Below are 24,684 nucleotides of genomic sequence, written 5' to 3'. Positions count from 1 at the left end.
TTTATTAAAGTTCCGCTTTTGTTTGAGATGAAATTCTGCTTGCTTTTGGTGCAGCTGAGCGTTTTTTTATTTCTTTAAAGCTCACAAACTTTTTGTTTTCTTCATCCCATAGACGGAATCGAAGAGAGCGAAGACTTGTTGCGAGTGTAATGGTTGGTACATTTTGAAGAGGCTGTGTGTGTTGATGAACAGCTTCAAGCTTATAGTTGGGCACTCTTGGACTTAAATGATGTACATGGTGAAACCCAATATTGCCTGTTAGCCATTGCAATAGTTTTGGAAGCTTGTAAAATGAACTTCCTTCAACGGCTGCTTTTACATAATCCCAGTGCTCATCTTCTTCAAAATAGGAATCTTCAAACTGATGCTGTACATAAAACAGCCAAATTCCAATGGAACCTGAAATGAAGAAAATCGGTCCTTGAATTAATAGGAACGCCTGCCAACCTACCAACCAGCAGGTCGCTGCTGCTAATGCAACGATCAATACATTTGTAAGATACGTATTCATTCTTTCTTGTTTCTTCGCATTTTTTTGATTGAATCGGTTTGTAATCAAAAATACATATATAGGTCCCACGCCGAACATAATGAACGGGTTACGATAGATACGGTAAGCGATTTTTTTCCAAATAGAAGCTTCTTTATATTCTGTTACGGTTAACACCCAAATGTCACCCGTACCTCTTTTATCTAAGTTGCTGCTTGTTGCATGGTGAATTGCATGGCTATGTCCCCATTGACTGTAAGGGAACATCGTTAAGACACCGGTAATGGTTCCGAGAATTTTATTGTGTTGTCTACTTTTAAAGAAAGAGTAGTGACAACAGTCATGAAAAATAATGAATATTCTCACTAAAAATCCTGCTGCGATAACAGTTAGCGGAAATGCTAAAAAATAAGAAATTGAAAGGCTCTCATAAGCGAGAAACCACAGTGTGAAAAAAGGTAAAAAAGTATTAATCAATTGTCTTATGCTGTCTTTCATTACTGCTTTTTCAAAAGGTGCAACTTGTTTTCGTAAATTCTTTTGTTTTTGTATAGTCATATGAAATTCCTTTCATCACCGTATATTACCCTCAGTATAAAGAGATTTTTCTGACTATTTAAGACATACGTGTCATATAGAAACTATGACAGTTGTCATATATACGTAGGGGGAAGCTGTAAAAAATGAAAAAAAGCGGTATTTAACAGTCTGCGGTTCTGATAAAATTATACAGTGAAGGCTTATTGCTACGGAGTATTTAAGAAGAAAAAAGGAGTTTGAAATGAATAAAAGAAATAGATGGGTATATCTTCTTCTAGCTTTTGTTATCATGGGAGCAGGGCTTTTATCAAGAAAACTTACCGCGTATCTTCCTCACATCGTAAATATATATGCGGGAGATTCGTTATGGGCCTTAATGATTTTTGTCAGCGCGGGTTTTTTGTTTCCTACATGGAGGATAAAAATGATTGGTATGTTTGCTATAGTGTTTTGTTACTTCATTGAATTTACACAGCTGTATCACACTCGGTGGATTGATGACATAAGAAAGACTGCGCTAGGAGGGCTCACTCTGGGGTATGGCTTCTTATGGAGCGATATACTAGCTTATTCGATTGGAGTCGGGGCAGGAATGAGCTGGGAATATTATAGATATCGATTTAAAAGATCCGCCTAGCAAATACGGTTCAACGAATCTTAGAACTCAGCTGAGGATGGAATAAGCCGTAAGGTTATGAAGCAGGATGTATATACGTAAAAATAAACTTATGCATAAAAATTTTTCACTTAAAACCAATTTTCTATTCGTTGAACGAGAGGAAGAGAGGGGATTATTTGAACTTAATAGCCTGGATGATTATTGCATGTGAAATCGCTTTTTGGATAGTCATCATTTTAGGATTAGCAGCAAGGTATATGTTTAAAAAACAAAAGCTCAGTTTTTTTATTTTAGCTCTAACACCTGTTGTTGATTTTGTTCTTCTGATTGTGACGAGCGTAGACCTTTACGGAGGTGCTACAGCGACCTATGCTCACGCTATTGCAGCCGTGTATATTGGAATTTCGATCGCTTTTGGGAAAAGTATGATTCAATGGGCAGACGAACGCTTTCAATATTATGTGATGAAAAGCGGAGAAAAACCTCGTAGGCGCTATGGAAAAGAATATGCAAAGCATTATTTTAAGTCATGGATACAGCATCTTGTTGCTTACGCTATTGGAGCAGCTCTTTTAGCAGCGATGATGTATATAGTACCAAATGGAAAAACCAACGTGCTGCAAAATGTAGTGGAATTTTGGACAGTTATTGTAGGAATTGATTTCTTATTATCTCTTTCTAATTTTGTTTGGCCTAAAAAAGAAAAAGAGTCCGGTTATACCAACTCATAAAAAGACATCGTCATGCGTGTAAAACAAAAAACCTCCCCGTAAGGAGGTTTTTTGTTTTACCATCCAGGGTATAGGTATATGAATGATGCTTGTCTGAGATAGTTCAGTTTAGTTGCTTAAGCGGCTAAACTGCTTTTTGTGCAAATATATGTACATTTTATGTAGCGTGCATGATAAGAATTCTGTGTATTCCATATACTACCTCATATGAAAGATAGACAAGTGATACAATACAGTTTGTTTTTAGGAGAGCTTTTATGAAAAAACGCCGGTTGGACTTTATTTTTTTATTTATTATTTTACTTTCCATTTATGCTTTCTTTTTTACCTCTATTGATGTTCATTGGAAGTATGCCTTAGTTGGATTATATGGTGTCATCATTTTCATTTGTATGTATTCACTTATGCTTGAAAATCGAACGCCTGAAAGTACGTTGGTTTGGATGTATGTCCTCTTTTTCTTCCCTGTTGCAGGTTTTTTCTTTTATTTGTATTCAGGACAGCTCTATTTAAAGGGGCATATGTTCAAAAAAAAGCGTATGCATAACCGAGAGATGCTTAGAAAGATGGCAGATAAAGAAACGACCCCTGATCTATCGCCGCTTCAATCGCATCAGCGTTACTTTGCTCAGTATCTTCAATGTGTATCTTTGACGAAGATGAATGTTCATACAAAAACCTACGTCCTTAAGAACGGGCAAGAAACGTTTAATGAAATCAAAAAGCATTTGCAATCAGCAAAACAGTTTATTCATATGGAATACTATATGTTTCACTCAGATTCTCTAGGAAAAGAAATCATTGATATTTTAATAAAAAAAGCAAGCGAAGGTATAGAAGTGCGCTTTACATTCGATACAATGGGAAGTTTTACACTATCAGGTTCAGATATTAAACGAATGAAAAAAGCGAATATTAAAGTGCATCCTTTCTTACCTATTAAGTATGGATTTTTTAATCAAAAATTTAACTTTCGAAACCACCGTAAAATAGTCGTAATTGACGGGGAAGTAGGTTTTGTAGGGGGATTGAATGTTGGGGATGAGTATCTAGGAAAAAACAAAAAAATTGGTTTTTGGAGAGATACTCATCTGATGCTAAAAGGAGAATCTGTTCAAACCTTGCATTCGATCTTTATGTTCGATTGGGAATACGTTTCTGGAGAATGCTTAATTAACAATGAAGCGTATACAAAGCCTCATCCTGTCGAAGGAGAAGGCTTTGTGCAAGTGGTGGCGACAGGGCCTGATACGCAGGAAAATATGAGTGATTATTACTATACTATGATTACAAGCGCGACGAAATCAATCTGGATTTCAACTCCTTATTTTGTTCCAAATGAAGCCATAAGAACCGCCCTTCGTATTGCGGCTAGAAAAGGTGTAGAGGTACGGATTATGGTACCCGAAATTAATGATGGCTTTCTGACTCAATATGGAACGAGGTCATATTTTGCTGAACTTCTTCGATGTGGAATTGAAGTATATTCGTATAGAAAAGGGTTTTTGCATCAAAAAATTGTGATTATAGACGGAGATATGGCTTCGGTCGGTACTGCAAATATGGATATGAGAAGTTTTCATCTGAACTTTGAAGTTAATGCATTTTTAATTGAAGGAGAGACGATTCAAACGCTCATCAAAAATTACGAAGAAGATATTGAAGACAGTCATTTGATCAAACCAGTAGCATTTTACAAGCGAAGCTTAGTAGAACGTTCGAAAGAGTCATTTGCACGCTTATTTTCAGGTGTTTTATAAAATAAAGTTTGTTTTCAAAAAGCAGGAGGAAACGTATGGGTGAATCTCCATTTGTTAAAAAAGATACGTTGGGCCGAAAGTTACATCGCTTAAAAGAACGTACTAAGCCATTTGTCGTGCGTTTTTCACGGTTTGGTCATGTGGCTCAAGGTGTGGTCTATTTTATCATCGGTATATTAGCGATTCAGACAGCTTTCGGATTAAAAGGCGATTTAGTTACTTCTCAAGGAGCCCTACACACAATTGCAAAGCAGCCGTTTGGATTTTTAATTTTAATTGTTTTGGCAGTAGGTTTAAGTGGATATGCGTTTTGGCAAATCATTTCTGCTATTTTTGATCCTCACCACGTTGGACATGGAGGAAAAGGCGTTTTTACTCGTTTAGGCTATTTAGTTGTCGCCACGTTTTATATTAGTCTTTGTGTGAGTTCGGTGAAAATTTTGCTTCATGCTCACGTTCATACGTCAGGTAAGCATTATCAGACGGTGTCAGCCAAGTTGTTATCTTATCCCTTTGGGCAAACCATCATTGCGCTTACAGGTATCGGTATCATTATCTTTGGTATAGGACAAGTATACTGGGCTCTTTCAGGACGCTTCCTAAAAAAACTAAAGAAAAACGAAATGTCAAAAGAAGAGTGGCGATGGAGCGGGCATATCGGAAAAGCAGGTATCATTGCCCGAAGTATCGTCTTTGGCATTATTGGTTTCTTTCTTATTCGCACGGCTCTTCAAGCGGATCCAGACGAAACGAAAGGGTTAGATGGAGCACTTGCTGAAGTAGCACAGCGTCCTTTTGGGTCTGTACTGCTGGCTATCGTATCAATCGGGCTTATGGCATACGGAGTATATATGTTTGCAGAATCAAGGTATAAACGAATTGATCCTTAATAAAATTAAAAAGATGAAAAAGCTACTTTTTGGCCTTCTGCTCATATCCTATAGCAGATAGATAATGAACAGGAGGAGAGGCAGATGCCATCGGTAGTAGGAGCCGTAAATATCTCGAATGTATTGGTTTCATCTTCAGTGGAGTTTGGTGATTGTCTAGCTATTAAGCCAAAAAGCACAGCTTTTACAACAGTCGGTTCTGGCAGCGGGAACACAGGGAATTTTATGAATATTACAAGCAGTGCCAGTACCGCTAATACAATTGATATGGATATTAAAGATCAAAATGTAGTGGGAAATGCATAAGAAACGAAAGCTTATCGTCATCGGACGGTAAGCTTTTTTATTTGAATTTTACGTATACCCAGACGTCGCTTTACCACAATGTACCTCTAGGATTCTATCTTATAGGAGTAGTAAACTAGACAGGTGATGTCAAAAAGTGGGGAGGCGAAATTATAAAATGAAGAAAATATGTATGAGCCTGATCGTTCTCTGTCTTTTCAGCGGAGGATTGGCCCCGATGAGTAAAGGAGCCGCTGCTTCTTCAGTGGGCACTGTCAAAGGTGACAACGTAAACGTATATCGTTCTCCTTCTTTACATTCTTCTGTTATGCAGACAGTGAAAAAAGGAGAAGAATTTCCTGTCATTTCATCTGAAGCTGGAGATGCAGCTCAGGTTGCTACTCATACGGTAGTGCCGGGAAATACACTATGGCTACTAGCTAAGCAATACGGTGTAACAGTCAGTGATCTAATAAAACAAAATCAGCTGAAAAAGACGGAGCTGATTCCAGGGCAAACGCTGAAAATACCGCCAAAAGGCTTGTTACATAAAGTAGTATCAGGAGATACGCTTTGGAAAATCTCCGTAAAGTACGGTGTAAAAGCAAATGAATTAACAAAGTTAAATCAGCTATCCTCAACAAATATTAAGCCCGGACAAATGCTTATTATTCCTGATTACTATGTACAAGTACAGCTTTTGGAAGGAAAAAAGGGCTGGATCAAAAAATCTGATTTAGCGCAAAAGAAGCATCAGCCTGTAGTTATGGGTTGGAGCTTTAATGAAAAAACAGCAGGCTACACAGAATCGATGAAACAAAAGAATTTAGACGTTGTTTCACCTCGTTGGTTTACGCTAACGTCGAATGACAAAGTTGTTTCATCTTCTATAAATGAATCATATGTTCAAACGGCTCATAAAAACGGCAAAAAAGTCTGGCCGCTCATCGGTAACAATTTCGATGATGTGCTTACAAGCGATGTGCTAAGTAACAAAGCAAAGCGGCAAAAGCTTGTATCGTCAGTAGAAAGTTCGCTAGTAAAAACAAACAGCGATGGGATCAATGTTGACTTTGAAAATATTAATATCAAAAACAAACAAGATTTTGTTTTATTTATTAAAGAATTAAAAGCAGCGTTAAAGCCTCATGGTATGACCGTTTCAGTAGATGTCACACGAGAAAATAATGATCCGTTTTGGTCAGGAAGCTTTGATCGAAAACAGATTGGTCAAGTGGCAGATTACGTCATTATGATGGGTTATGAAGAACACTGGGGAGGAAGTCAGGTTCCAGGGTCTGTGGCTTCGCTGCCTTGGGTGAAAGAAGGAACAGAACTTCTTATGAAAGATGTACCTGCACATAAAATCCTGCTGGGAGTTCCTTTTTATACGCGAGAATGGAAAACGAATCTATCGACCAAAAAAGTTGTCACAAAAGACTTAACGATGAAAGAAGCTGAATCTGTTATCTCTTCTAAAAAGCTGACCAAGAAATGGGACAGCCAAGCCTCTCAGTACTATGTAGAATACACCGAAAATGGTACGAAGCATCAAATATGGCTCGAGGACAAAGCATCTATGCAGCGCCGGGTTAATTTGATTAATGACTATCATTTAGGCGGAGCGGCAGCTTGGTATATTGGTTCAGAAACATCAGATATATGGGAGTTATACAACTTCTAAATGAACAACACACCTCATGCTTAATGTAGCGGGGTGTGTTTTTTTATTCGAATCAGGTGTAAAGCGTATACATCTATTTACAAACAAGATAAATTTTACAATATTTGTTTTTCTTGAGTTAATTTATAACTATATTCCAAAATGAGCCTATTTAACCTTTTTTTAGTTGAAAACGCTTAATGACTTTACGGTAAAGATAATTTATAGTAAATTCAGTTTCTATACAATAGATTTACTAAATGAATAATTAAGTCATTTAATCATTAACTAAGTGAAAGGAATGGATGTTATGGGAAATGTATTAGTAATAGGCTTTCCAGGTGAAGGGCATGTGAATCCTTCTTTAGGAATTGTAAAAGAATTGATGGCTCAAGGGGAGAAGGTCGTCTATTACGGCATTGAAGACTACGCTGAAAAAATTCAAAAATCAGGCGCGACATTTCGTGAATACGAAGATTTTCGTCCAAGTCTTGATATGAGCAATCGAATGACCAAAGAAGAGTCTTATGATCGCTATGAAGTAATGAATTTGTTTTTAAATGAATCTGAGAATATTATTACTAAAATCATGAGTGAAACAAAGCATGAAACATATGATTATGTACTTTATGATTATCACCTTTTAGCAGGTTCCACTGTGGCCGACCTTCTTCAGCTTCCGAAGGTTTCTCTTTGTACGACATTTGCGTTAAATAAGGAGTTAGCAACTTGTATGATGCCAAGTGGTCAAACAGAGCCTGAACAATCTTCCTTTTATCCTCAATTCGAAAAATCATTAAATAAGTTCAACAACCAATATAATACTGAGTTAAAAGATTCCATGGACATTATGTCGAATCCAGGGGATATTACGTTAGTATTTACGTCAGAATTCTTTCAGCCACACGTATCTGAATTTACGAATGAGTACAAGTTTATTGGTCCTTCAATTGTTAAACGACTAGATATTGAAGATCCTTCTTACTTACAAAATGAAAATGAAAAAATTATTTTTGTTTCTATGGGAACTATTTTTAATCAGCAGCTAGAAGTCTATAACTTATGTATAGAAGCATTAAAAGATTTTAAGGGTAAAGTTATTTTATCTATTGGTAAAAATACAAAACCTGAAGAATTAGCACACATTCCAGAAAACTTCATTGTGAAACAGTACGTACCGCAGCTAGAAATTTTAAAACGTGCGGATTTATTTATTACTCACGGCGGAATGAACAGCAGCAGTGAAGGTTTATACTACGATACGCCGCTTGTCGTTATTCCAATGGCCGTGGATCAATTTATGGTTGGAGATCGTGTGCAGGAGTTAGGAGCAGGTGTAAAATTAGATAAAAATAATGTATCTGCTGAGCTAATCAAAAATACAGTTAACGACGTTTTAACTACTCCCACATATAAACAGCATGCACAACAAATTGGAGAATCACTTCGCTCAGCGGGAGGATACAAACAAGGAGTGAAAGAAATTTTCAAGATGGTGCCTGTTAAAGCGTAATAGATGTAAGGCAGCTAGATAACTAACAGAGAGGAGTAAATAATATGAAGACTATAAAAAAAGCAGTTATACCGGCAGCAGGGTTAGGTACTCGTTTTTTACCCGTTACAAAATCTATTCCAAAAGAAATGCTTCCAATTGTAAATAAGCCCGTAATTCAATTTATTGTAGAAGAAGCCTTAAAATCAGGAATCGAAGATATTTTAATTGTTACAGGAAACGGGAAACAAGCAATTGAAAATCATTTTGATCATAATGTTCAACTAGAACACTTGCTTGATCAAAAAGGAAAAACTGAACTATTAGAAGAAATGGAGCATATCTCTGAACTAGCGAATATTCATTACGTGCGTCAAAAAGAAATGAAGGGTCTTGGCCATGCGATTAACTGCGCTCGACAGTTTATTGGAAACGAACCGTTTGCAGTTTTACTTGGAGATGACTTAACAGACCCAGACCAGCCTTGTTTAAAACAGCTGATTGACCAGTATAACCAAACGGGATCGTCGGTTATCGGCGTACAGCGCGTAGAGGAAGAATCCGTTCACCGTTACGGGATTATAGATCCAAAAGCAAATAAAAAACGGTTATACGAAGTGAATGGTTTTGTAGAAAAACCGTCAGTCGAAGAAGCTCCGTCTAATTTAGGAATTATTGGACGGTATGTATTTACACCTGACATTTTTGATTATCTTGAAACGCAAGAAGCTGGAAAAGGCGGGGAAATTCAGCTAACGGATGCTATTCAGCGTATGAATATAGACCGTTCTATTTATGCTTACGAATTCGAAGGCAAACGTTATGATGCAGGGGAAAAATTAGATTTTATTTTTACGACTCTTGCTTTTGCATTAAAAGATGAAGAATTAAAAGCACCTCTTTTGAGCAAATTCAAAGAACTTATTAGCAAAGAAGAACAAAAAGAAAAAATCGCTGTGCAAATTGGAAAATAAGCTTTATTTACACACCTTTCTTCTACTTTTTCTTGAAGAAAGGTGCATTTTTTTGCGGAAATGGAACGTTTAACAGCTGGATAGAAAGGGTTGAAATGAGTTTATGTCGAAAGCAGAAAATTCGTTTGTATCAGGCATAAAGCTTGTATTTACAGACCGGGATTTTCGAACGATTTTTATTTCATTATTTATTATCGGATTGTCTGTTGGCGGCTTTATGCCTTATTTAACGGTTTGGGCAACAAATACATTGCATGCCACTTCTTTTCAAGCAGGGTTTTTATTTGTGCCAATGAGCATTATTGGTTTAATCGTATCGTTTTATTTAGCTTCGTTATCAGACAAATGGGGGAAACGAAAGCCATTTATTATTTGGGCGTTACTGATTGGAACCATTTCAAGAGTGCCATTAGCGTTTACGCATTCTTATACAATAGCACTCATTTTACTTGCTATAGGAGGGTTTAATGCGTTTTCTTTTTTCTTTGCCCTGCTGAATGATTTTATTGTTAAAAAGCAAGAAAGCAAATCGCAGGCAGGTACGATTACTGGTACCGTGCGAATGGCTTTTTCACAAGGCTATATTTTTGGGCCTATGCTTGGTGCTTTAATCATTGACCACGGAGGGTATACTCTTTTATTTTTATTATCAGGGTTGTTATCCCTAGCAACTTTAGTGTGGGTTCTTTTTGCGCTTAAAGAAGAAAGCAGTATACCTCAAACTTCAGCTCATGCATCTTCAAAAGCGCCAGCTCGTATACCTTCTGTATTGATAGCTGTATTCGTAGCAGCTCTTTTCATTTTTGCGGGGGACTCCGGTCGTTCTATGTATTTGCCGCTGTATGTAACAGATACCTTAAAGCAATCCGTTTCGATTGTAGGTATTCTCTTTACCGTAACATCTGTTTTTGAGCTAGTATTTATGCCATTAGGAGGCTATTTTTCTGATAAGATTGGCGTTAAACGATTCTTTGTTATTGGAATAGCTTGCCAAGTGCTTTATTTTATTTTAACGAGTCTTCATCTACCGCTGAGTGGATTAATTGCGCTTCAAGTATTTTATGCTTTTATTCTATCCGCTACAATGGGAGTAGGAATGGTGTATGCTCAGTCACTAGCCCCGCGTCAAATTGGACTAGCCACAACGGCATATATGACGGCTATACAAACTTCAGCAGTTGTCAGCAGCTTAGCTATGGGGTCACTAGTTAACGTGATTCCGTTGCCTTCTACCTTTTACATTTTAGCTGTTTTTGCGGTTATTTCAGGTGTGATGTTTCTATTTATGAAGCAAAAATCAGCTGAGGAAATGACTTAAAAAGTTAAGAAGAAGTTGAGGTTTTACTAAATTAATCCAATATAAAGACGAACAAATAGTATGCATGAGCTGGACTGCTTGTGACACCGCAGTTGATTTCCGTGCAAGTCTTCGCTTTCCGCGGATGGCCGATGAGCCTCCTCGTCGCTTGCGCTCCAATCAACTGCTAGAAGGACCTAAACAAATGACCCATACGTTCACCATAATAAAAAAACGAACCATTAATCAATGGTTCGTTTTTTTACTTTCTCTAAAATACTTTTGCCCCAGCCTCTTTATTTATGATGCTGTTTCTTGTATTTGTTCGCTGCGATTTTTATTTAAAATTTTTCGGTAGCGGTAATTAACAAAAGCCGCTGCCGCCATACCTACTACTGAAAGCATCGCATCAAAAATAAAGATGATCGAAATATGTCCTGTTTTAGACATGAGCCCTGTTGCTAAAGGCAATAAAATTGCAGCTAATCCAGCAGCGGTCGCTACAATTCCCGTAACCGTTCCTTTTTTGTTCCAGAAAAGCTCGGTCATAACGGTAATCGCTAATTGAAAGACCCCAGCCGTAGAAAATCCCATCAAAAAAGCAGCTGCAATCGCGATAGCAGGTACTTTAACAAACAGCAGGGTAAGTACAGCGATAAGAGTAATCATCGGGTAAACAAGGATAACCGTTACAGGGCGAAGCACTTTGCTTAATAATACGGCTAATACTAAAACAGAGATTAAAGCTCCGATGCTATAGTAGCTTAAAAGGCGAACCGAGCTGCTTTCAGCCATACCTAATACTTGTTGACCATAAGTAGGAAGCCAAATTTGAGCCACTGTAAAAAGCGCTGTAGAAGTAAATCCAATCACAATAAGAGCAATTCCTTCTTGCTTCATCTTAGGAGGAGAGACGAATTTATTTTCTGCCGCACTTTCTTGTTGAACTGTATTCTGTTCGCGTTTATGATTGGGAAAAGGCAGTTTGAACATAAAGATCATATTTAGTAAATAAATAAGAGCCGGAAGGAAAAAAGCATACCCATAAAACAAATCACGATCTGCAAAAAAGGCAATCATAAACGGAAGAAGTGCCGCTCCAGCTGATATAAATGCTTTTACAAGAACACTGGCTGAACCTGAAGATTTAGGGAAAACTTCAATTAAAGCAGGGTATGTTCCAGCGTCCATAGCAGAGTTTGCAATACCAGCAATAATGGCAAAGATAAAGGCTGTTGGATAATTTGGCGATAATGGAATGCCGATTAAGAAAATAGCCATCGTCAGAGACGAAACAAGAATCAAAGGTTTTCGTCCGACTTTATCAGACAAGATGCCTGATAGAGAATACGAAAGCAATTTTCCAATTCCGATAGCCGAAATAATATAGCTGATTCCAGCACCGTCGGTATTTAATTGTTTTGTCAAAAATGACATATTTGATGCAAGCATGATATTGACCATGCCAAGTAGAAAATAGTTAATATACATACCTGAAGCTGACAGCATGTACTTATTTTTCATCGTTTACACATCCTTACGTAAAAAAGCTTATATGAAATGGATAAAAGTAATCATCCGTTCCTCCTTTTTTCTTCGTTATTTATAAACCTACTTCCATGATAAGTTTATGAAGACATTACCTTTACCTTTTATCATTGGATTTATTCAGTTCTTTTTAGTATGCGACTGAATGGGTGTGTCTAGTGCTTCAAATCAATATGAAATCTATTCTAACATGTTTTTAGCGCTTTAAACCAAAAAAGTGATATTTTATAAGAAAATCCTGCCTTCTTTCACGGCTTCACAAAAGAAACCCCACAAAAAATGTTCGCTTTAAAGCCAGGCTATACAAGAAATGCCTCCTAATGATGGTTATTAAAAATGAGAAAAGGGTATTTATAAACTAAGGAAAAAGAAATAAGGGAAGAAAGGTGGAAACAATGAAGCACAAAGTATTTTTTGATGCGGAATGTCCTTTATGTTACAACGTAAAAAAAATAATTAAAGCGCTAGACTGGACGAACCAAATCCAGTGGATTCCAGTTCAATACATTGAACGAACGGAGTATAGCTATTTAAAAGAAGAAGGAAGAGACTTATATGATCAAATTCATATGGTCACCAAAAAAGGGGAAGTATTAGCAGGATTTGAAACGGTCAGAAGGCTTTTAGCTGTTTTGCCTCTTACATTCCCAATAGGTGTGCTTCTGCATTTACCATTGATGAAAAAAGCGTTTAGTCCGCTATATAAATGGATCTCCACAAACAGGTACGACTGGTTTGGACGCTACGATTCACCGCGGACCACATGAACATATAAAAGGGACGAGCTGTGAAAAAGCTTGTTCCTTTTGTTTTGAAGACATTATACTTTATACATATCTTGATTTTTAAAAAAGAACACAAGAAGGTTTCAGATAAAAAAACGTAAAATTTAGTGTGACTGAGACGCGTAAATTCTAGAAAAAAGCTATAGCTGAAAGGGAGAAATTTATATGACAACAAAATGGACAGCTGAACGAATGCCTGATATAACGGGAAAAACAGCCCTTATAACGGGAGGAAACAGTGGTATTGGCTTTGAAGCTGCAAAGGCTCTAGCAGCTCGCGGAGCAGAAATCATTCTTGCTGTGCGTAATGAGGAAAAAGGGAAAGAAGCTAAGAAGAGAATTAAAGCAGATAACGGGAATGCTAAAGTGACTATTATGTCATTAGATCTCAGTGACTTGAGCTCTATTCGGGATTTTGCCAATCAATTTCTTCAACAATACTTGTCTTTGGATCTTCTCATTAATAATGCAGGCGTGATGGTGCCGCCTCACAGCAAAACGAAAGACGGATTTGAACTGCAGTTTGGCTGTAATCATTTAGGGCATTTTGCACTTACGGGTTTGCTGCTTCCTTTACTAATGGCCACTCCACATTCACGTGTCGTAACGGTAAGCAGTATAGCCGCTAATTCTGGAGAAATCTATTTTGATAATCTAGACGGAGAAAAAGGCTACAGTCCAATGAAGTTCTATAGACAAAGCAAACTCGCCAACCTATTGTTTGCCAAAGAATTGCAAACTCGCTTAGAAGCAGCCGGATCAACGACAATTAGTGCCGCTGTACATCCAGGTATTTCTAATACAAACCTATTATCACGCGGTTCAGGTAAAGAACCAAACGGCTTGTTGAAATTTTTAGTCAAGCTATTTAGTCAATCTGCAGAAATGGGCGCGCTGCCTACTCTTTATGCAGCTACTGAACCAATAGAAGGCGGTACATATATTGGGCCAGACGGAAAAGATGCTAAAAAAGGATATCCTGTAAAAGATATGATGGGAGACGTTTTATTTAAACCGGACGTAGCGGAAAAACTATGGAGCGTATCTGAGGACTTAACAGGTGTTGAGTACTCGTTTCGTTAAGATAAAAAACAGTTCTGTAAGTGCGGAGCTGTTTTTTTGTTGCTCAAAAGCTATAGGTCAGCGGGTTAAATAAAAAAAAGAATGTTGGATAGCATAATGATAAGTAAACGTACAATGAGTATGTTCTCTTTTGAGAGATAAAAGCACTCAACAAAGCTGAAGAAGCGGAGGGAAGTAACAGTGCCTGATAAACCTAGTATTACCTCAAGTGAAATTGGAACGCTGTGGATGACATATCAGCAGAAAACGTTAATCATTTGCTTGTTGGATTATATGATTGAACATGCAGACGATGAAGATGCTAAAACAATCATGACGGACTTGCGTGAACAGCTTATTATATACATACGAAAGATAAAAACAATATTTGAAAAAGAAGGAGCCGTAGTGCCAACGGGGCTTTCATCTCAAGACGTAAACGTACAGGCTCCAAAACTATTTACTAATGGATTTGATATTATGTTTCTTCGTGTTATTAAAGAAATTAGTATGGGGATGTATACATTAAGTTTAGGTAAGGCCTACAGAGAAGATGTGGTGAAATTTTATCAAGATTTAACAAAGATTACGCAAGGTTGCTACGATTCCTGTACGCAGTATTTACTGAAAAAAGGGATTTTATCACGCCCACCCTATATTCCGATGCCAACTAGCGTTGAGTTTGTTTCGGATAGAAAATATCTAAGCGGCTTAAATGTATTTGCGGATAAAAGAGTATTAAATACGATGGAGCTAGCTCAGCTTTATCATGGGGTCGAAACAAACATTGTCGGGATGAAGTTAATGAAGGCTTTTTCTCAAACGGCTAAAGATACTGAAGTCAAAAAGCATTTTTTGAAAGGAAAAGAGCTCAGTAAAAAGATTATTACGCGTCTAGAAGAAGTAATTATACAAGACGATATTTCACCTTCTGTTGCCTCAACAGGAAGCATAACGACTTCTGAGACGCCTGCTTTTTCTGATCGTTTGATGCTGACATGCGATATTTTACTTAGTAATTTTAGTATTGGAAGTCAGGCATTTGGAGCAGCCTTTAGTTTTAGAAGAGATATTGTAGCTAAAATGATGCTGATAGGAGAAGATGCGTTTCAATATGCAAGCGAAGCAACAGAAATTATGATCAAAAAAGGCTGGCTTGAAGTTCCCCCAAGCATTAATTAGCTAATATGAAAATACGTATTTACATGATGCTCTTCTAAAAGCAATGAATTTAAAATAAGTGAGATAAAAACACCGTGTTGATTGAATACACTTAGTATGTAAATCAACACCGTGTTTTTGCTTTGTTTGAGCAAGTTATGATGGAAATTCTTCAAAGGTATGCTACGATAAGAATTATCTTGAATTGAAGAGGTGTCACGATGAAAATAGAAGTTTGGTCAGATTTTGTCTGTCCTTTTTGTTATATTGGAAAGCGTCGATTAGAGCAAGCGCTTCAGCAATTTGCACACAAAGATGATGTGCAGGTTGAATTTAAAAGCTTCGAGCTAGATCCAAATGCCCCAGTTAATACTGGTAAAACGATTAATGAAGCTCTTGCTGCTAAGTATGGAATGACCATTGAACAAGCAAAGCAAGCAAATGAAGGTATCGGACAGCAGGCAGCTGGTGTGGGATTATCCTTTAATTTTGACGATATGAAGCCAACTAATACATTTGACGCTCATCGTTTAGCTAAATTTGCAAAAGCTCAAGGAAAAGAAGCAGCCATGACAGAAAAGCTTCTTTATGCATATTTTACTGAGTCAAAACATTTAGGTGAAGAAGAGACGCTGGTTGCTGTTGCAGAAGATGCCGGTCTTGACCGAGAAGAAGCACGTCAAATTCTTACGGATAAAAACGCATATGCAAATGAAGTGCGCAGTGATGAAGCAACGGCTCAGCAATATGGTATTAGCGGTGTTCCATATTTTGTTGTTAATCAAAAATATGCGATTTCAGGTGCACAGCCAGTCGAAACATTCGTAGGGGCTCTCCAACAAGTATGGGAAGAAGAAAATCCGACTCCCACTTTGAAGAGTCTTTCTCCAGAAGGCGCAGATGATGCCTTTTGTGCAGATGGGCAATGTGCCGTTCCTGATTCCTCTAAAAACCAACAATAAACAAAAAGCAGAGGCGGAAATTCCGCCTCTGCTTTTTGTTTATTTGCAAAAAAATTTACAAAAACACAAACATGTGTTCTGTTTTTATGTTATAATAAGTTTAGAAGCAACAAACCTCGATGAGTAAGCTCCAAAAATAAGCGATTAAAAGTGATCCCACCATGAACTAGCTTCCATTTAATCCTGCAGGGGGAATCTGAATGAAGAGAAAAGTGCGCATTATCCCATTTCAAGTAGTTGAACAATGGAATCAATTTAATGAAGTCCCAGAAGGAGTCGCTCTAATTGGAGCAGAGCAAGTATGGAAGCAAACAAAGGGACGGGGAATAACCATAGCAGTTTTGGATACTGGCTGTGATGTTACACATCCAGATTTGCAGGAACGAATTATTGGAGGAAGAAATTTCACACACGATGATCAACAAAATCCAGATATTTTTCAAGATTATAATGGTCACGGTACTCACGTAGCAGGCACAATTGCAGCAGCTCATAATGGTACAGGTGTTGTAGGAGTGGCTCCCGAAGTGAATTTACTTATTCTGAAAGTACTTGATGAAAATGGTTCAGGTCAATATGAGTGGATTATTGAAGGTATTACCTACGCCATTAAGCAAAAAGTAGATATCATTTCGATGTCGCTTGGAGGTCCGGCCGATGTACCTGAGCTACATGGAGCGATTCAAGATGCTGTTGAACAGAATATTTTAGTTGTCTGCGCAGCCGGAAATGAAGGAGATGGAGAAGGCTCCACAGATGAGTTTGCGTACCCAGGGTCATATAATGAAGTGATTAGCGTAGGAGCTGTTGATTTAGAGAAACGATCTTCGGTATTTTCTAACTCAAACAACGAAGTAGATGTAGTGGCTCCGGGAGAGAAGATTGTATCAACTTACTTGAACGGAAAGTATGCCGCACTGAGCGGAACCTCTATGGCAACACCTCACGTAGCAGGGGCCTTAGCATTGATAAAAGTTCTTTCAAATGAAACGTTTGGAAGGACACTTACGGAACCAGAGCTTTATGCACAGTTAATCAGAAGAACACTTCCATTAAATGAATCACCAAGAGAAGTAGGAAACGGATTTGTGCACTTGACCGTCGTTGAAAAGCTGTTGCGTGAAATTCAACGTCAAATGACTTCAGAGGTGATCGGTTGAGAAGCAGTTTAGATATGTTAATGATGGAAAAGCAGCAGGCAAAAGCTCTTTATCACGAATACGTAAACAATCGAAGTTATTATGATGAAAAGACGGATGAAGAAAATAAAAATCTTTATTATCAAGATACGCTCTTTGAAAGAGAAGCCATGCAAACTTTGTTAACGGAAACACATCAGCATTTGCTAAGTTATTCGCCCCATAAATATGTATATCCATGGGTGGATCTACAGGAGAATGGGGAGCTGAAAAGTCTATACTCAGGGAAAGGGATGGATCCGTTAGAAACTATACAGCAAGATATTGATCAACTTCAGGCGCTTAGTAAATCATCTTTTTCAAGCAATGATATACTGCTAAACTGTGAGCACGTTGTCCCGCAATCTTGGTTTGGGAAACAAGAGCCTATGAGAGGCGACCTGCATCATTTATTTGCGTGTGAACCTTCTTGTAACAGTAGAAGAGGTAATTCTTCTTATATTGACTTCCCGGATTATACGCCGGAAGTAAAGCAATCAGATGTGAAAGAAGGATGTGGCAAAGCAGAAAAAGGTAAGTTTGAACCTGAATATGGCAAAGGAATTGTGGCTCGGGCTACGCTTTATTTTTTAATTCGCTATCATAATAAAATTGACTCTTCGCGAGTAGATCTTCCTCTTTTACTAAAATGGCATGAAGAATTTACTGTTTCACTTTATGAAAAACATCGCAATGCAGCAATCTTTGAGTTGCAAGGCAACCGAAATCCTTTTATCGATTTTCCTGACAAAGCAGGTGCGTTAATGAGTTCTGCTTTCTAAAATAGCGAAGAGCTCCGCTTCGAATTGAAGCGGAGCTCTTTTGGATAATCTAATATGAAAATCCATATTTATCACTTAAAAGGGCATCCATTTTATTTAATAAGCGAAAATATTCTTCCTGTTCTTCTACAGTTAGAGCTGCTAGCATATCTTTTAAAAATCCATTTCGCTTCTCTGTAATCATTAAAACAAGTTTCTTTGATTCATCGGTCAGTGAAACCCATACGACTCTCCGGTCTTTTTCGTCTCGCACGCGCTGAATGAGAGATTCTTCTTCCAATTGATTTAATAAGCTAGTTGTAGCGCCCGAGGTTAAGTGAAGTTTATTTGAAATATCTGCTACCATATACTTTGTGCCGCTGGCAATGTAGTTTAAGATATAAAATTTAGTGGGTGTTAAGTGATAAGGCTGTGTTTTTAATGTTTCTTCGACTAAATGTCGCATATATTGAAAAAAAGATGTGTTAATTTGATAAAGGTGTTCAATTTTTGAATCTAAATTGTTATCCATGCTAGCTTCCATCTCCTTGTACACTACGGACATATATAAACTAACTCTAAAATAAAATGAAACAATTGTAAAGGATGGCAATGATTATCTTTAACCATCATTATTATTTTTAAATTAATATCTTTACGAAAAAATATCTTTATGATAAAGTTATTTAGGTAGTTAACCAAATAGATGATTATAAAGAAACATATCTCATAATAGATGGGGATAATACCTTTATGAAAAAGCTATATAAAAAAGTAATTTTATTAATGAAGTATTAAGGAGGAGTAATGAATGTCTAGAAGTCGCTTAATGGTAACAAATTTTATTGGAATTATCGTTATTTTAGCTTTATTAATTGGAGGAGGATATTATTACGTTCAAAAATCGAACTATATTACAACGGATAACGCTAAAGTATCTGGAGATGTATACAATGTAGTTGCACCTGCAGCAGGTAAAGTAGCAAGCTGGACAGTAGAAGAAGGAAATGATGTATCAAAAGATGCTGAAATTGCTAAAATACAAGCTGAAAAAGGGTCTGTAGCTGCTAAAGTACCAGCCGATGGAAAAATTATTCAAACAAACGTAAAAGAAAATCAAATGGTTCAAGCTGGACAGCAAATTGCAACGGAAGTAGATATGAAAGATCTATTTATCGTAGCGAATATCAAAGAGGATCAGCTTAAGGATATTAAAGAAGGCAACGATGTAGATGTAACGGTAGACGGAGATAGCAGTACAAAAATTGACGGTAAAGTTGAAGAAGTGGGATATGCAACCAATTCACTTTCATCTTTAACATCGAACTCAAGCTCGGATGGAAACTACACAAAAGTATCTCAAACGGTTCCTGTGAAAATTTCTATTTCGAATTATTCAGAGCATGTGTTACCAGGAATGAACGCTGAAGTAAAAATTTCAAAAGACTAATTCATACTACAAAAGTTTAAGAAGGGAGGAAATATGATGACAGCCAGTATAGAGAACACAAGTGATGGATCCATCAAAAAGCATATTCCGCTATTGATTGTGTTAATGCTTGGTTTGTTTCTTGCGATATTAAACCAAACGTTACTGAACGTAGCCATCCCGCATTTGATTACTGAGTTTGGCGTAACGGCAAATACAGCTCAGTGGTTGTTAACGGGATATATGCTTGTGAACGGGGCATTAATTCCGCTTTCAGCTTTTTTAATTGAACGATTTGGTGTGCGTCGCTTGTTCTTATTTGCAATGGTTTGTTTTACAGTAGGGTCATTGATTTGTGGAATTGCACCTACGTTTTCGATTATGCTTACCGGCCGTTTAATTCAAGCTATTGGCGGAGGTGTCTTGTCGCCTCTTGTTATGACCATTATTGTGTTTATTTTTCCTCCTCACATGCGAGGAAAAGGGATGGGGATTTTTGGTTTAGCCATGATGTTCGCACCGGCTATTGGACCAACGTTATCTGGATGGGTTATTCAAAACTATGATTGGCACATCCTTTTTAACGGCATGGTGCCATTAGGTGCCATTGTATTAATTATTGCTTTCTTTCAATTAAAAGACATTCAGCCTCCAAAGGATGTAAAAGTTCACATGCCTTCTGTTGTGACATCACTTGCAGGTATGGGATTATTGCTTTATGGATTCAGTGAAGCTGGAAATGACGGCTGGACGGATTCAGTTGTTCTTTCTACAATCATTGGCGGGGCAGTTCTTTTAATTATATTTGTTCTTCAACAAATTAAATCTGAAAAGCCGCTATTGGATATGCGTGTGTTTAAATATAATATTTTTTCTCTATCAAATATTATTAGTATTGCGATTACAATCAGTATGTACGCAGGTATGTTCTTGCTTCCAATTTACTTGCAAAATATCCGCGGATATTCTGCTTTTGATTCAGGACTGCTCTTGCTTCCTGGCGCACTTGTTATGCTGGTTATGTCGCCGATTTCAGGTACATTGTTTGATAAGGTGGGACCTCGTCCGCTAGCAATCGTTGGTATGCTCATTACATCTATTTCAACGTTTGAATTTACGAAGCTGACGATGGATACACCGTTTAATCATATTTTAGCGATTTATATTATCCGCTCGTTCGGTATGTCACTGTTAATGATGCCAATTATGACAGCGGGTTTGAATCAGCTTCCGCAGCGACTAAGCAGTCACGGAACATCAATGTCTAATACGCTTCGTCAAGTAAGTGGTTCAATTGGTATTAGTTTAATGACGACCATTTTTACGAACCGTACAACGTATCATGTAAATGAAATCAGCAGTTCTATGAATACGTCTGATCCATTCTTTATGAACAGCTTTCATTTATTTGTCCAAAAAGTAGCTGCTACTTTGCATTTATCACAAGATCAGGCTCAGCAGCAAGCGCTGAAGGTTTTATCTGGAAAAATGACGCAGCAAGGTACGATTCAAGGTATTAACGATGCCTTTTACTGGGCAACAGCAATTTCTGTTATTGGTTTAATTTTAAGTTTCTTCCTTCGTGACGTACGTAAAGATAAAGTAGTCGAAGAAAAGAAATCAAAAGCTCAAGAGGAAGATATTCGTATGCTTCCAGCTCCAAAAAGTATAAATTCATAAGGAGCTATAGAAATCTAAAGTTCATCATAAAAATGTTGGAGAGAAAGGGGCAGTGAGGCGGATGGATCCATTGATATTTGGTGAAGAAATTCAAAGAATTTCAATATCTTTAAACAAAAAAGTAATGACAAATGTAAAAAGCCTTTTACAGCATTACGGAATTACCCCTTTTCAATATCATATTTTACTGATTGTTGAACGTGCAGATACAATGCCTGTCACCAAAGTGGCAGACGAGATAAAGGCGAGCCCAAGCGTTATTACAGCATCGATTACACGTTTGTATGAACTGAATCTCGTGGAGCGCTACCATTCAAAAAGAGATCGGCGTAAAGTTATGGTCGAGCTTACAAACAAAGGGAAACAAGTGATTCAAGCTGCTGAGAAAGACATGCAGCAAGGGGTTAAAAAACTGTTTGCTTGCTATAAAGAAGAAGAACAGCAGCAATTTCTCACGCTCTGTCGACAGCTAGATGAACATGTGACTTGAACTTGAGTAGAAAAAAGTATATTGAGTTAAGCGGAGTGAGTGGAAATGAATAAAGAAACGGTAAAAAACATTCGGAAAAACTACAATATGAATCAGCGAAACTTCGCTCAAGCAGTAAACTGCAGTTTTTCTTTAATTGCACTGGTTGAAGTGGGGAAGCGAAGAGTAACAAAAAACTTGGAAGACAAAATTAAGCAAGCATTTCAATTGAGCGATCATGATTTAAAAACACTGCAAGGGTAATACAAAAAGTAGGTGTGAAACGAGCGCACCTACTTTTTTTCGTCTTGTTTTTTTGTAAGCGGATCTACCGTATGTTTGTAATCATAAGCTTTCGAAGTGATAACTACGCACAGCAGTAAAATAACAAATACAATGATAATAGAGAGCGTAATAATGATGATCATATAAAACATCCTTTCTTTTTCTTATTACGTATGCCTTCGGTCTTATTGGTAAAATTCCTTCTTTCTCCACATAGTGCAGAAACGACAAACGCATACTAGTAACAGTCTAGAATAAAGGAGTGTTCATAATGAATGAAAAAGAGTTGAAAAAACAATTAAAAAAGGTAGCGGATTATCCTGTATCTAAAGCAGATGGAGTAGACGAAGAGTTTTCTCGTGAATTAGCAGACCAAGAGGACTTAGAAGCACAGGCTAGAGCGAACGCTGCAGATGAAAGACAAAAAAAGCAAAACTAAAGCTGAGATAAAAGTATTTTAGCCCAAGTAAAAAACGAACCACTAATCGAAATGTTTGATTAGCGGTTCGTTTTTTTTGTTATGGTGTAACGAGCGGTTCAGCTCATACATTCAATTGGTTTGTCTTTAGATTGGATTGATGTTGTTATTTCTCAGCCTCGTTTATTATTTTTTCAAAAGTAAATAAACAAAGTAAGGAGCACCGATTACGGCGGAAATAATTCCTGCTGGTACACCGTTAGGATCGGCAATGTTATGTCCTATTGTATCTGCAATCAGCAAGAGCCAGCCGCCAAGTAAAATGGCAACGGGAATAAAAAGCTGGTTTCTCGGTCCGACTAAGCCTTTGGCAATATGAGGAGCAAGAAGCCCAATGAAAGCCACGCCGCCTGTAACTGAAACTGCGGCTGCCGCTAATGCAACCGCGGCTAGAAGCAATGTTACACGCTCTTTCTCCATAGAGATACCTACTCCAATAGCTGCAGCTTCATTTAAGTTAAAAATATTTAATGAATTCGCTTTATACAATATAAAAGGAATTAATACAAGAAGCCAAGGTAGAAGAGCCCATATAAAAGGCCAGTCTGTTCCCCAAATGTTTCCTGCAATCCATTTAGCAATAAAATCAACTTTGGCACGATCAGCTGATGACATAACCACAACCATCATTCCAGAAAGAGCCATGGAAAAACCTACGCCTGTTAAAATAAGCTTTACAGGCTGCAGCCCTTGGCTTTTACTATATGCACAAAGGTAGATAAGACCAGCTGTAAATAAGGCGCCAATGAATCCTACTAACGGAAGGGCATAGACGAAAGAGCCAGCTTCAATTGGGAAAAATAAAAAGAATACAGCAATTGCGACACCTGCCCCTGAATTAATTCCTATAATTCCAGGTTCCGCTAAATCATTGCGCGTAACACCTTGTAAGATAGCCCCTGACAAAGCAAGAGCCATCCCGGCTAAAAGGGTAATGAGAATTCGCGGAAGTCGAACTGAAAAAAGGACGAACTCATCTGTAAAATTCCCTTTGCCAAAAAGAGTAGGAAACACTTTATTATAAGCAAGCGGTGCATCACCGAGCCCCATTCCTATCACAATCGTTCCAAGAATCAGCGCAGTGAGCAGCGTCATAATTATTCGTTGTTTTCTAATAAGCGCTGGGTGAATCATGAGAATGCTTTTCCTCCTTTACGAACAATGACTAAAAAGAAAGGTAAACCAATCATCGATACAATTGCTGCTATTGGTGTTTCATAAGGAGCACTTACTGTTCGGGCCAATGTATCCGCCAGCAGCATGAACGCTGCGCCAGTGATAGCGGACATAGGGATAATATAACGATAGTCGGTTCCTACTACTCCTCGTACAATATGAGGAATCATCAAGCCGATAAATACCATGTTTCCGACCAGGGCGACAGAAGCGCCGGCAAGAAGAATCATGACAATAAATAAAATGGTTTTGACTTTGGTCGTTTGCTGCCCTAATCCTACAGCGACTTCTTCATTTAAGCTTAAAATAGTAAGCTGCCGAGAAAGCAAAAGGGCAATGAATATACCTCCAACAATAAAAGGAACAATGATTTGAAGCTGTTCCCAAGAAGTGCCTACAATTCCGCCAGCTGTCCACATTGATACATCTTTTGAAATTTTAAAATAAATACCGACGCCTTCTCCAATCGCATAAAGAAATGCTGAAACGGCAGCCCCGGCTAGTACAATTCGAAGCGGAGAAAAACCGCCTCTTTTTATAGCAGCAATCCCAAACACCAGGATTGCTCCAACTGCAGCTCCGATAAAGCAAGCAACGGTAATACCTAAGTAATTTGTAGAAGGGATAAAGGCAATTGTCACAGCTAAAGCTGCATTTGCGCCAGAAGTTAAGCCTAAGAGTCCTGGATCTGCAAGAGGGTTTCTTGTCATACCTTGCATAATTGCTCCTGATACCGATAAAGCAGCACCGACAAAAACAGCGGCGATTTCACGAGGTAAACGAATATCCCGGATGATCGAAATTTGTTCGTTTACAGTGTTTGATGAAAGTGCTAACCACACATCTTTTATAGATATGTCAGCAGCGCCAAAAACCATTGAAAGAACAAACATTGTGATAAATACGAGCAGCATACCTATTAATTTATATAAAAAAGGAATGAAACGCTGATTGTCTTTTTTCATATAA

The 24,684-nt window shown here is 37.7% G+C and carries 26 protein-coding genes; 20 read left to right on the top strand and 6 right to left on the bottom strand.

All coding sequences use genetic code 11. From position 1 onward, the window contains the following. Window positions 1–4 precede the first annotated feature (4 nt). A complete protein-coding gene (desA, locus tag AC2YJL_RS16420) occupies window positions 5–1,048 on the bottom strand; it encodes a Delta(5) desaturase DesA (RefSeq protein ID WP_195694961.1) in 1,044 nt (347 codons plus the stop codon). Window positions 1,049–1,271: 223 nt separating this feature from the next. Between desA and AC2YJL_RS16415 the strand changes: the two genes are divergently transcribed. The 9 genes from AC2YJL_RS16415 (at window position 1,272) to AC2YJL_RS16375 (ending at window position 10,762) form a co-directional block, all read left to right on the top strand. Next, entirely contained in the window at window positions 1,272–1,667 is a 396-nt protein-coding gene (locus AC2YJL_RS16415) for a ribosomal maturation YjgA family protein (protein ID WP_195694960.1), read from the top strand. A 158-nt stretch (window positions 1,668–1,825) separates the two neighbouring features. Beyond that, window positions 1,826–2,380, top strand: a complete 555-nt coding sequence (locus tag AC2YJL_RS16410) for a hypothetical protein (RefSeq protein WP_195694959.1) — start codon at window positions 1,826–1,828, stop codon at window positions 2,378–2,380. Between the two features lie 257 nt (window positions 2,381–2,637). Beyond that, a complete protein-coding gene (cls, locus tag AC2YJL_RS16405) occupies window positions 2,638–4,140 on the top strand; it encodes a cardiolipin synthase (protein WP_013056202.1) in 1,503 nt (500 codons plus the stop codon). 35 nt (window positions 4,141–4,175) lie between these two features. Then, a complete protein-coding gene (locus AC2YJL_RS16400) occupies window positions 4,176–5,030 on the top strand; it encodes a DUF1206 domain-containing protein (protein ID WP_195694958.1) in 855 nt (284 codons plus the stop codon). Between the two features lie 84 nt (window positions 5,031–5,114). Next, window positions 5,115–5,336, top strand: coding sequence for a spore germination protein (locus tag AC2YJL_RS16395; protein ID WP_045294391.1), 222 nt, complete (start codon window positions 5,115–5,117; stop codon window positions 5,334–5,336). 217 nt (window positions 5,337–5,553) lie between these two features. Then, window positions 5,554–6,999: a glycosyl hydrolase family 18 protein gene (locus AC2YJL_RS16390; RefSeq protein WP_195694957.1), complete on the top strand. Its 1,446-nt coding sequence runs from the start codon at window positions 5,554–5,556 to the stop codon at window positions 6,997–6,999. Between the two features lie 289 nt (window positions 7,000–7,288). Further along, complete coding sequence (locus tag AC2YJL_RS16385) at window positions 7,289–8,491, top strand: macrolide family glycosyltransferase (protein ID WP_230932124.1); 1,203 nt, start codon at window positions 7,289–7,291, stop codon at window positions 8,489–8,491. A gap of 44 nt (window positions 8,492–8,535) precedes the next feature. Further along, window positions 8,536–9,444 carry a UTP--glucose-1-phosphate uridylyltransferase GalU gene (gene galU, locus AC2YJL_RS16380; protein ID WP_230932125.1) on the top strand — a complete coding sequence of 303 codons (909 nt, stop codon included), beginning with the start codon at window positions 8,536–8,538 and terminating at the stop codon, window positions 9,442–9,444. A gap of 103 nt (window positions 9,445–9,547) precedes the next feature. Beyond that, a complete protein-coding gene (locus tag AC2YJL_RS16375) occupies window positions 9,548–10,762 on the top strand; it encodes a sugar efflux transporter (protein ID WP_369360860.1) in 1,215 nt (404 codons plus the stop codon). A 279-nt stretch (window positions 10,763–11,041) separates the two neighbouring features. Here the strand turns inward: AC2YJL_RS16375 and AC2YJL_RS16370 are convergent, their stop codons facing one another. Continuing rightward, the gene (locus tag AC2YJL_RS16370) at window positions 11,042–12,265 is read right to left on the bottom strand and encodes an MFS transporter (RefSeq protein WP_116737193.1); all 1,224 of its coding nucleotides are present in this window, start codon (window positions 12,263–12,265) and stop codon (window positions 11,042–11,044) included. 419 nt (window positions 12,266–12,684) lie between these two features. Here AC2YJL_RS16370 and AC2YJL_RS16365 point away from each other — a divergent pair, with 419 nt between their 5' ends. The 6 genes from AC2YJL_RS16365 to AC2YJL_RS16340 all read left to right on the top strand — a co-directional run bounded on the left by AC2YJL_RS16365 (window position 12,685) and on the right by AC2YJL_RS16340 (window position 18,219). Then, complete coding sequence (locus AC2YJL_RS16365; RefSeq protein WP_014460871.1) at window positions 12,685–13,056, top strand: thiol-disulfide oxidoreductase DCC family protein; 372 nt, start codon at window positions 12,685–12,687, stop codon at window positions 13,054–13,056. A gap of 183 nt (window positions 13,057–13,239) precedes the next feature. After that, window positions 13,240–14,157, top strand: a complete 918-nt coding sequence (locus tag AC2YJL_RS16360; protein WP_195694952.1) for an oxidoreductase — start codon at window positions 13,240–13,242, stop codon at window positions 14,155–14,157. 180 nt (window positions 14,158–14,337) lie between these two features. Further along, window positions 14,338–15,318, top strand: coding sequence for a DUF3231 family protein (locus AC2YJL_RS16355; RefSeq protein ID WP_116737189.1), 981 nt, complete (start codon window positions 14,338–14,340; stop codon window positions 15,316–15,318). 200 nt (window positions 15,319–15,518) lie between these two features. Next, window positions 15,519–16,259, top strand: a complete 741-nt coding sequence (locus tag AC2YJL_RS16350; protein WP_230932127.1) for a DsbA family oxidoreductase — start codon at window positions 15,519–15,521, stop codon at window positions 16,257–16,259. Window positions 16,260–16,459: 200 nt separating this feature from the next. Next, window positions 16,460–17,419 carry a S8 family peptidase gene (locus tag AC2YJL_RS16345; RefSeq protein WP_230932128.1) on the top strand — a complete coding sequence of 320 codons (960 nt, stop codon included), beginning with the start codon at window positions 16,460–16,462 and terminating at the stop codon, window positions 17,417–17,419. Beyond that, the gene (locus AC2YJL_RS16340) at window positions 17,416–18,219 is read left to right on the top strand and encodes an endonuclease I family protein (RefSeq protein ID WP_230932129.1); all 804 of its coding nucleotides are present in this window, start codon (window positions 17,416–17,418) and stop codon (window positions 18,217–18,219) included. Before AC2YJL_RS16345 ends, AC2YJL_RS16340 begins: the two co-directional genes overlap by 4 nt. 49 nt (window positions 18,220–18,268) lie before the next feature. On the opposite strand, the gene AC2YJL_RS16335 is transcribed toward AC2YJL_RS16340, so the two are convergent. Further along, window positions 18,269–18,730, bottom strand: coding sequence for a MarR family winged helix-turn-helix transcriptional regulator (locus AC2YJL_RS16335; RefSeq protein ID WP_050690712.1), 462 nt, complete (start codon window positions 18,728–18,730; stop codon window positions 18,269–18,271). 279 nt (window positions 18,731–19,009) lie between these two features. On the opposite strand from AC2YJL_RS16335, the gene AC2YJL_RS16330 reads away from it, so the two are divergent. The 4 genes from AC2YJL_RS16330 to AC2YJL_RS16315 all read left to right on the top strand — a co-directional run bounded on the left by AC2YJL_RS16330 (window position 19,010) and on the right by AC2YJL_RS16315 (window position 22,040). Continuing rightward, window positions 19,010–19,648, top strand: a complete 639-nt coding sequence (locus AC2YJL_RS16330) for an HlyD family secretion protein (protein WP_369360854.1) — start codon at window positions 19,010–19,012, stop codon at window positions 19,646–19,648. Between the two features lie 33 nt (window positions 19,649–19,681). After that, complete coding sequence (locus tag AC2YJL_RS16325; protein WP_050690710.1) at window positions 19,682–21,307, top strand: DHA2 family efflux MFS transporter permease subunit; 1,626 nt, start codon at window positions 19,682–19,684, stop codon at window positions 21,305–21,307. A gap of 61 nt (window positions 21,308–21,368) precedes the next feature. Further along, entirely contained in the window at window positions 21,369–21,797 is a 429-nt protein-coding gene (locus AC2YJL_RS16320) for a MarR family winged helix-turn-helix transcriptional regulator (protein WP_114894668.1), read from the top strand. Between the two features lie 45 nt (window positions 21,798–21,842). Next, window positions 21,843–22,040 carry a helix-turn-helix domain-containing protein gene (locus AC2YJL_RS16315; RefSeq protein WP_230932130.1) on the top strand — a complete coding sequence of 66 codons (198 nt, stop codon included), beginning with the start codon at window positions 21,843–21,845 and terminating at the stop codon, window positions 22,038–22,040. A 29-nt stretch (window positions 22,041–22,069) separates the two neighbouring features. Here AC2YJL_RS16315 and ytzI read toward each other — a convergent pair whose 3' ends face one another. Further along, a complete protein-coding gene (gene ytzI / locus AC2YJL_RS16310; RefSeq protein WP_369360850.1) occupies window positions 22,070–22,204 on the bottom strand; it encodes a YtzI protein in 135 nt (44 codons plus the stop codon). A 128-nt stretch (window positions 22,205–22,332) separates the two neighbouring features. Here ytzI and AC2YJL_RS16305 point away from each other — a divergent pair, with 128 nt between their 5' ends. Next, window positions 22,333–22,500 carry a YfhD family protein gene (locus AC2YJL_RS16305; RefSeq protein ID WP_114894669.1) on the top strand — a complete coding sequence of 56 codons (168 nt, stop codon included), beginning with the start codon at window positions 22,333–22,335 and terminating at the stop codon, window positions 22,498–22,500. A gap of 165 nt (window positions 22,501–22,665) precedes the next feature. Here AC2YJL_RS16305 and AC2YJL_RS16300 read toward each other — a convergent pair whose 3' ends face one another. Together AC2YJL_RS16300 and AC2YJL_RS16295 are read right to left on the bottom strand one after the other, a co-directional pair. Then, window positions 22,666–23,673 (bottom strand): FecCD family ABC transporter permease, encoded by a 1,008-nt coding sequence (locus AC2YJL_RS16300; RefSeq protein WP_369360848.1) that lies wholly within the window; start codon window positions 23,671–23,673, stop codon window positions 22,666–22,668. Then, on the bottom strand, window positions 23,670–24,680 hold the full coding sequence (locus AC2YJL_RS16295) for a FecCD family ABC transporter permease (RefSeq protein WP_230932132.1): 1,011 nt from the start codon (window positions 24,678–24,680) through the stop codon (window positions 23,670–23,672). Before AC2YJL_RS16295 ends, AC2YJL_RS16300 begins: the two co-directional genes overlap by 4 nt. Window positions 24,681–24,684 lie beyond the last annotated feature (4 nt).

This window comes from Priestia sp. SRI_019 (assembly GCF_057586255.1).
The sequence above is the reverse complement of the archived record's forward strand: the minus strand, read 5'-3'. Positions and strand labels throughout refer to the sequence as shown.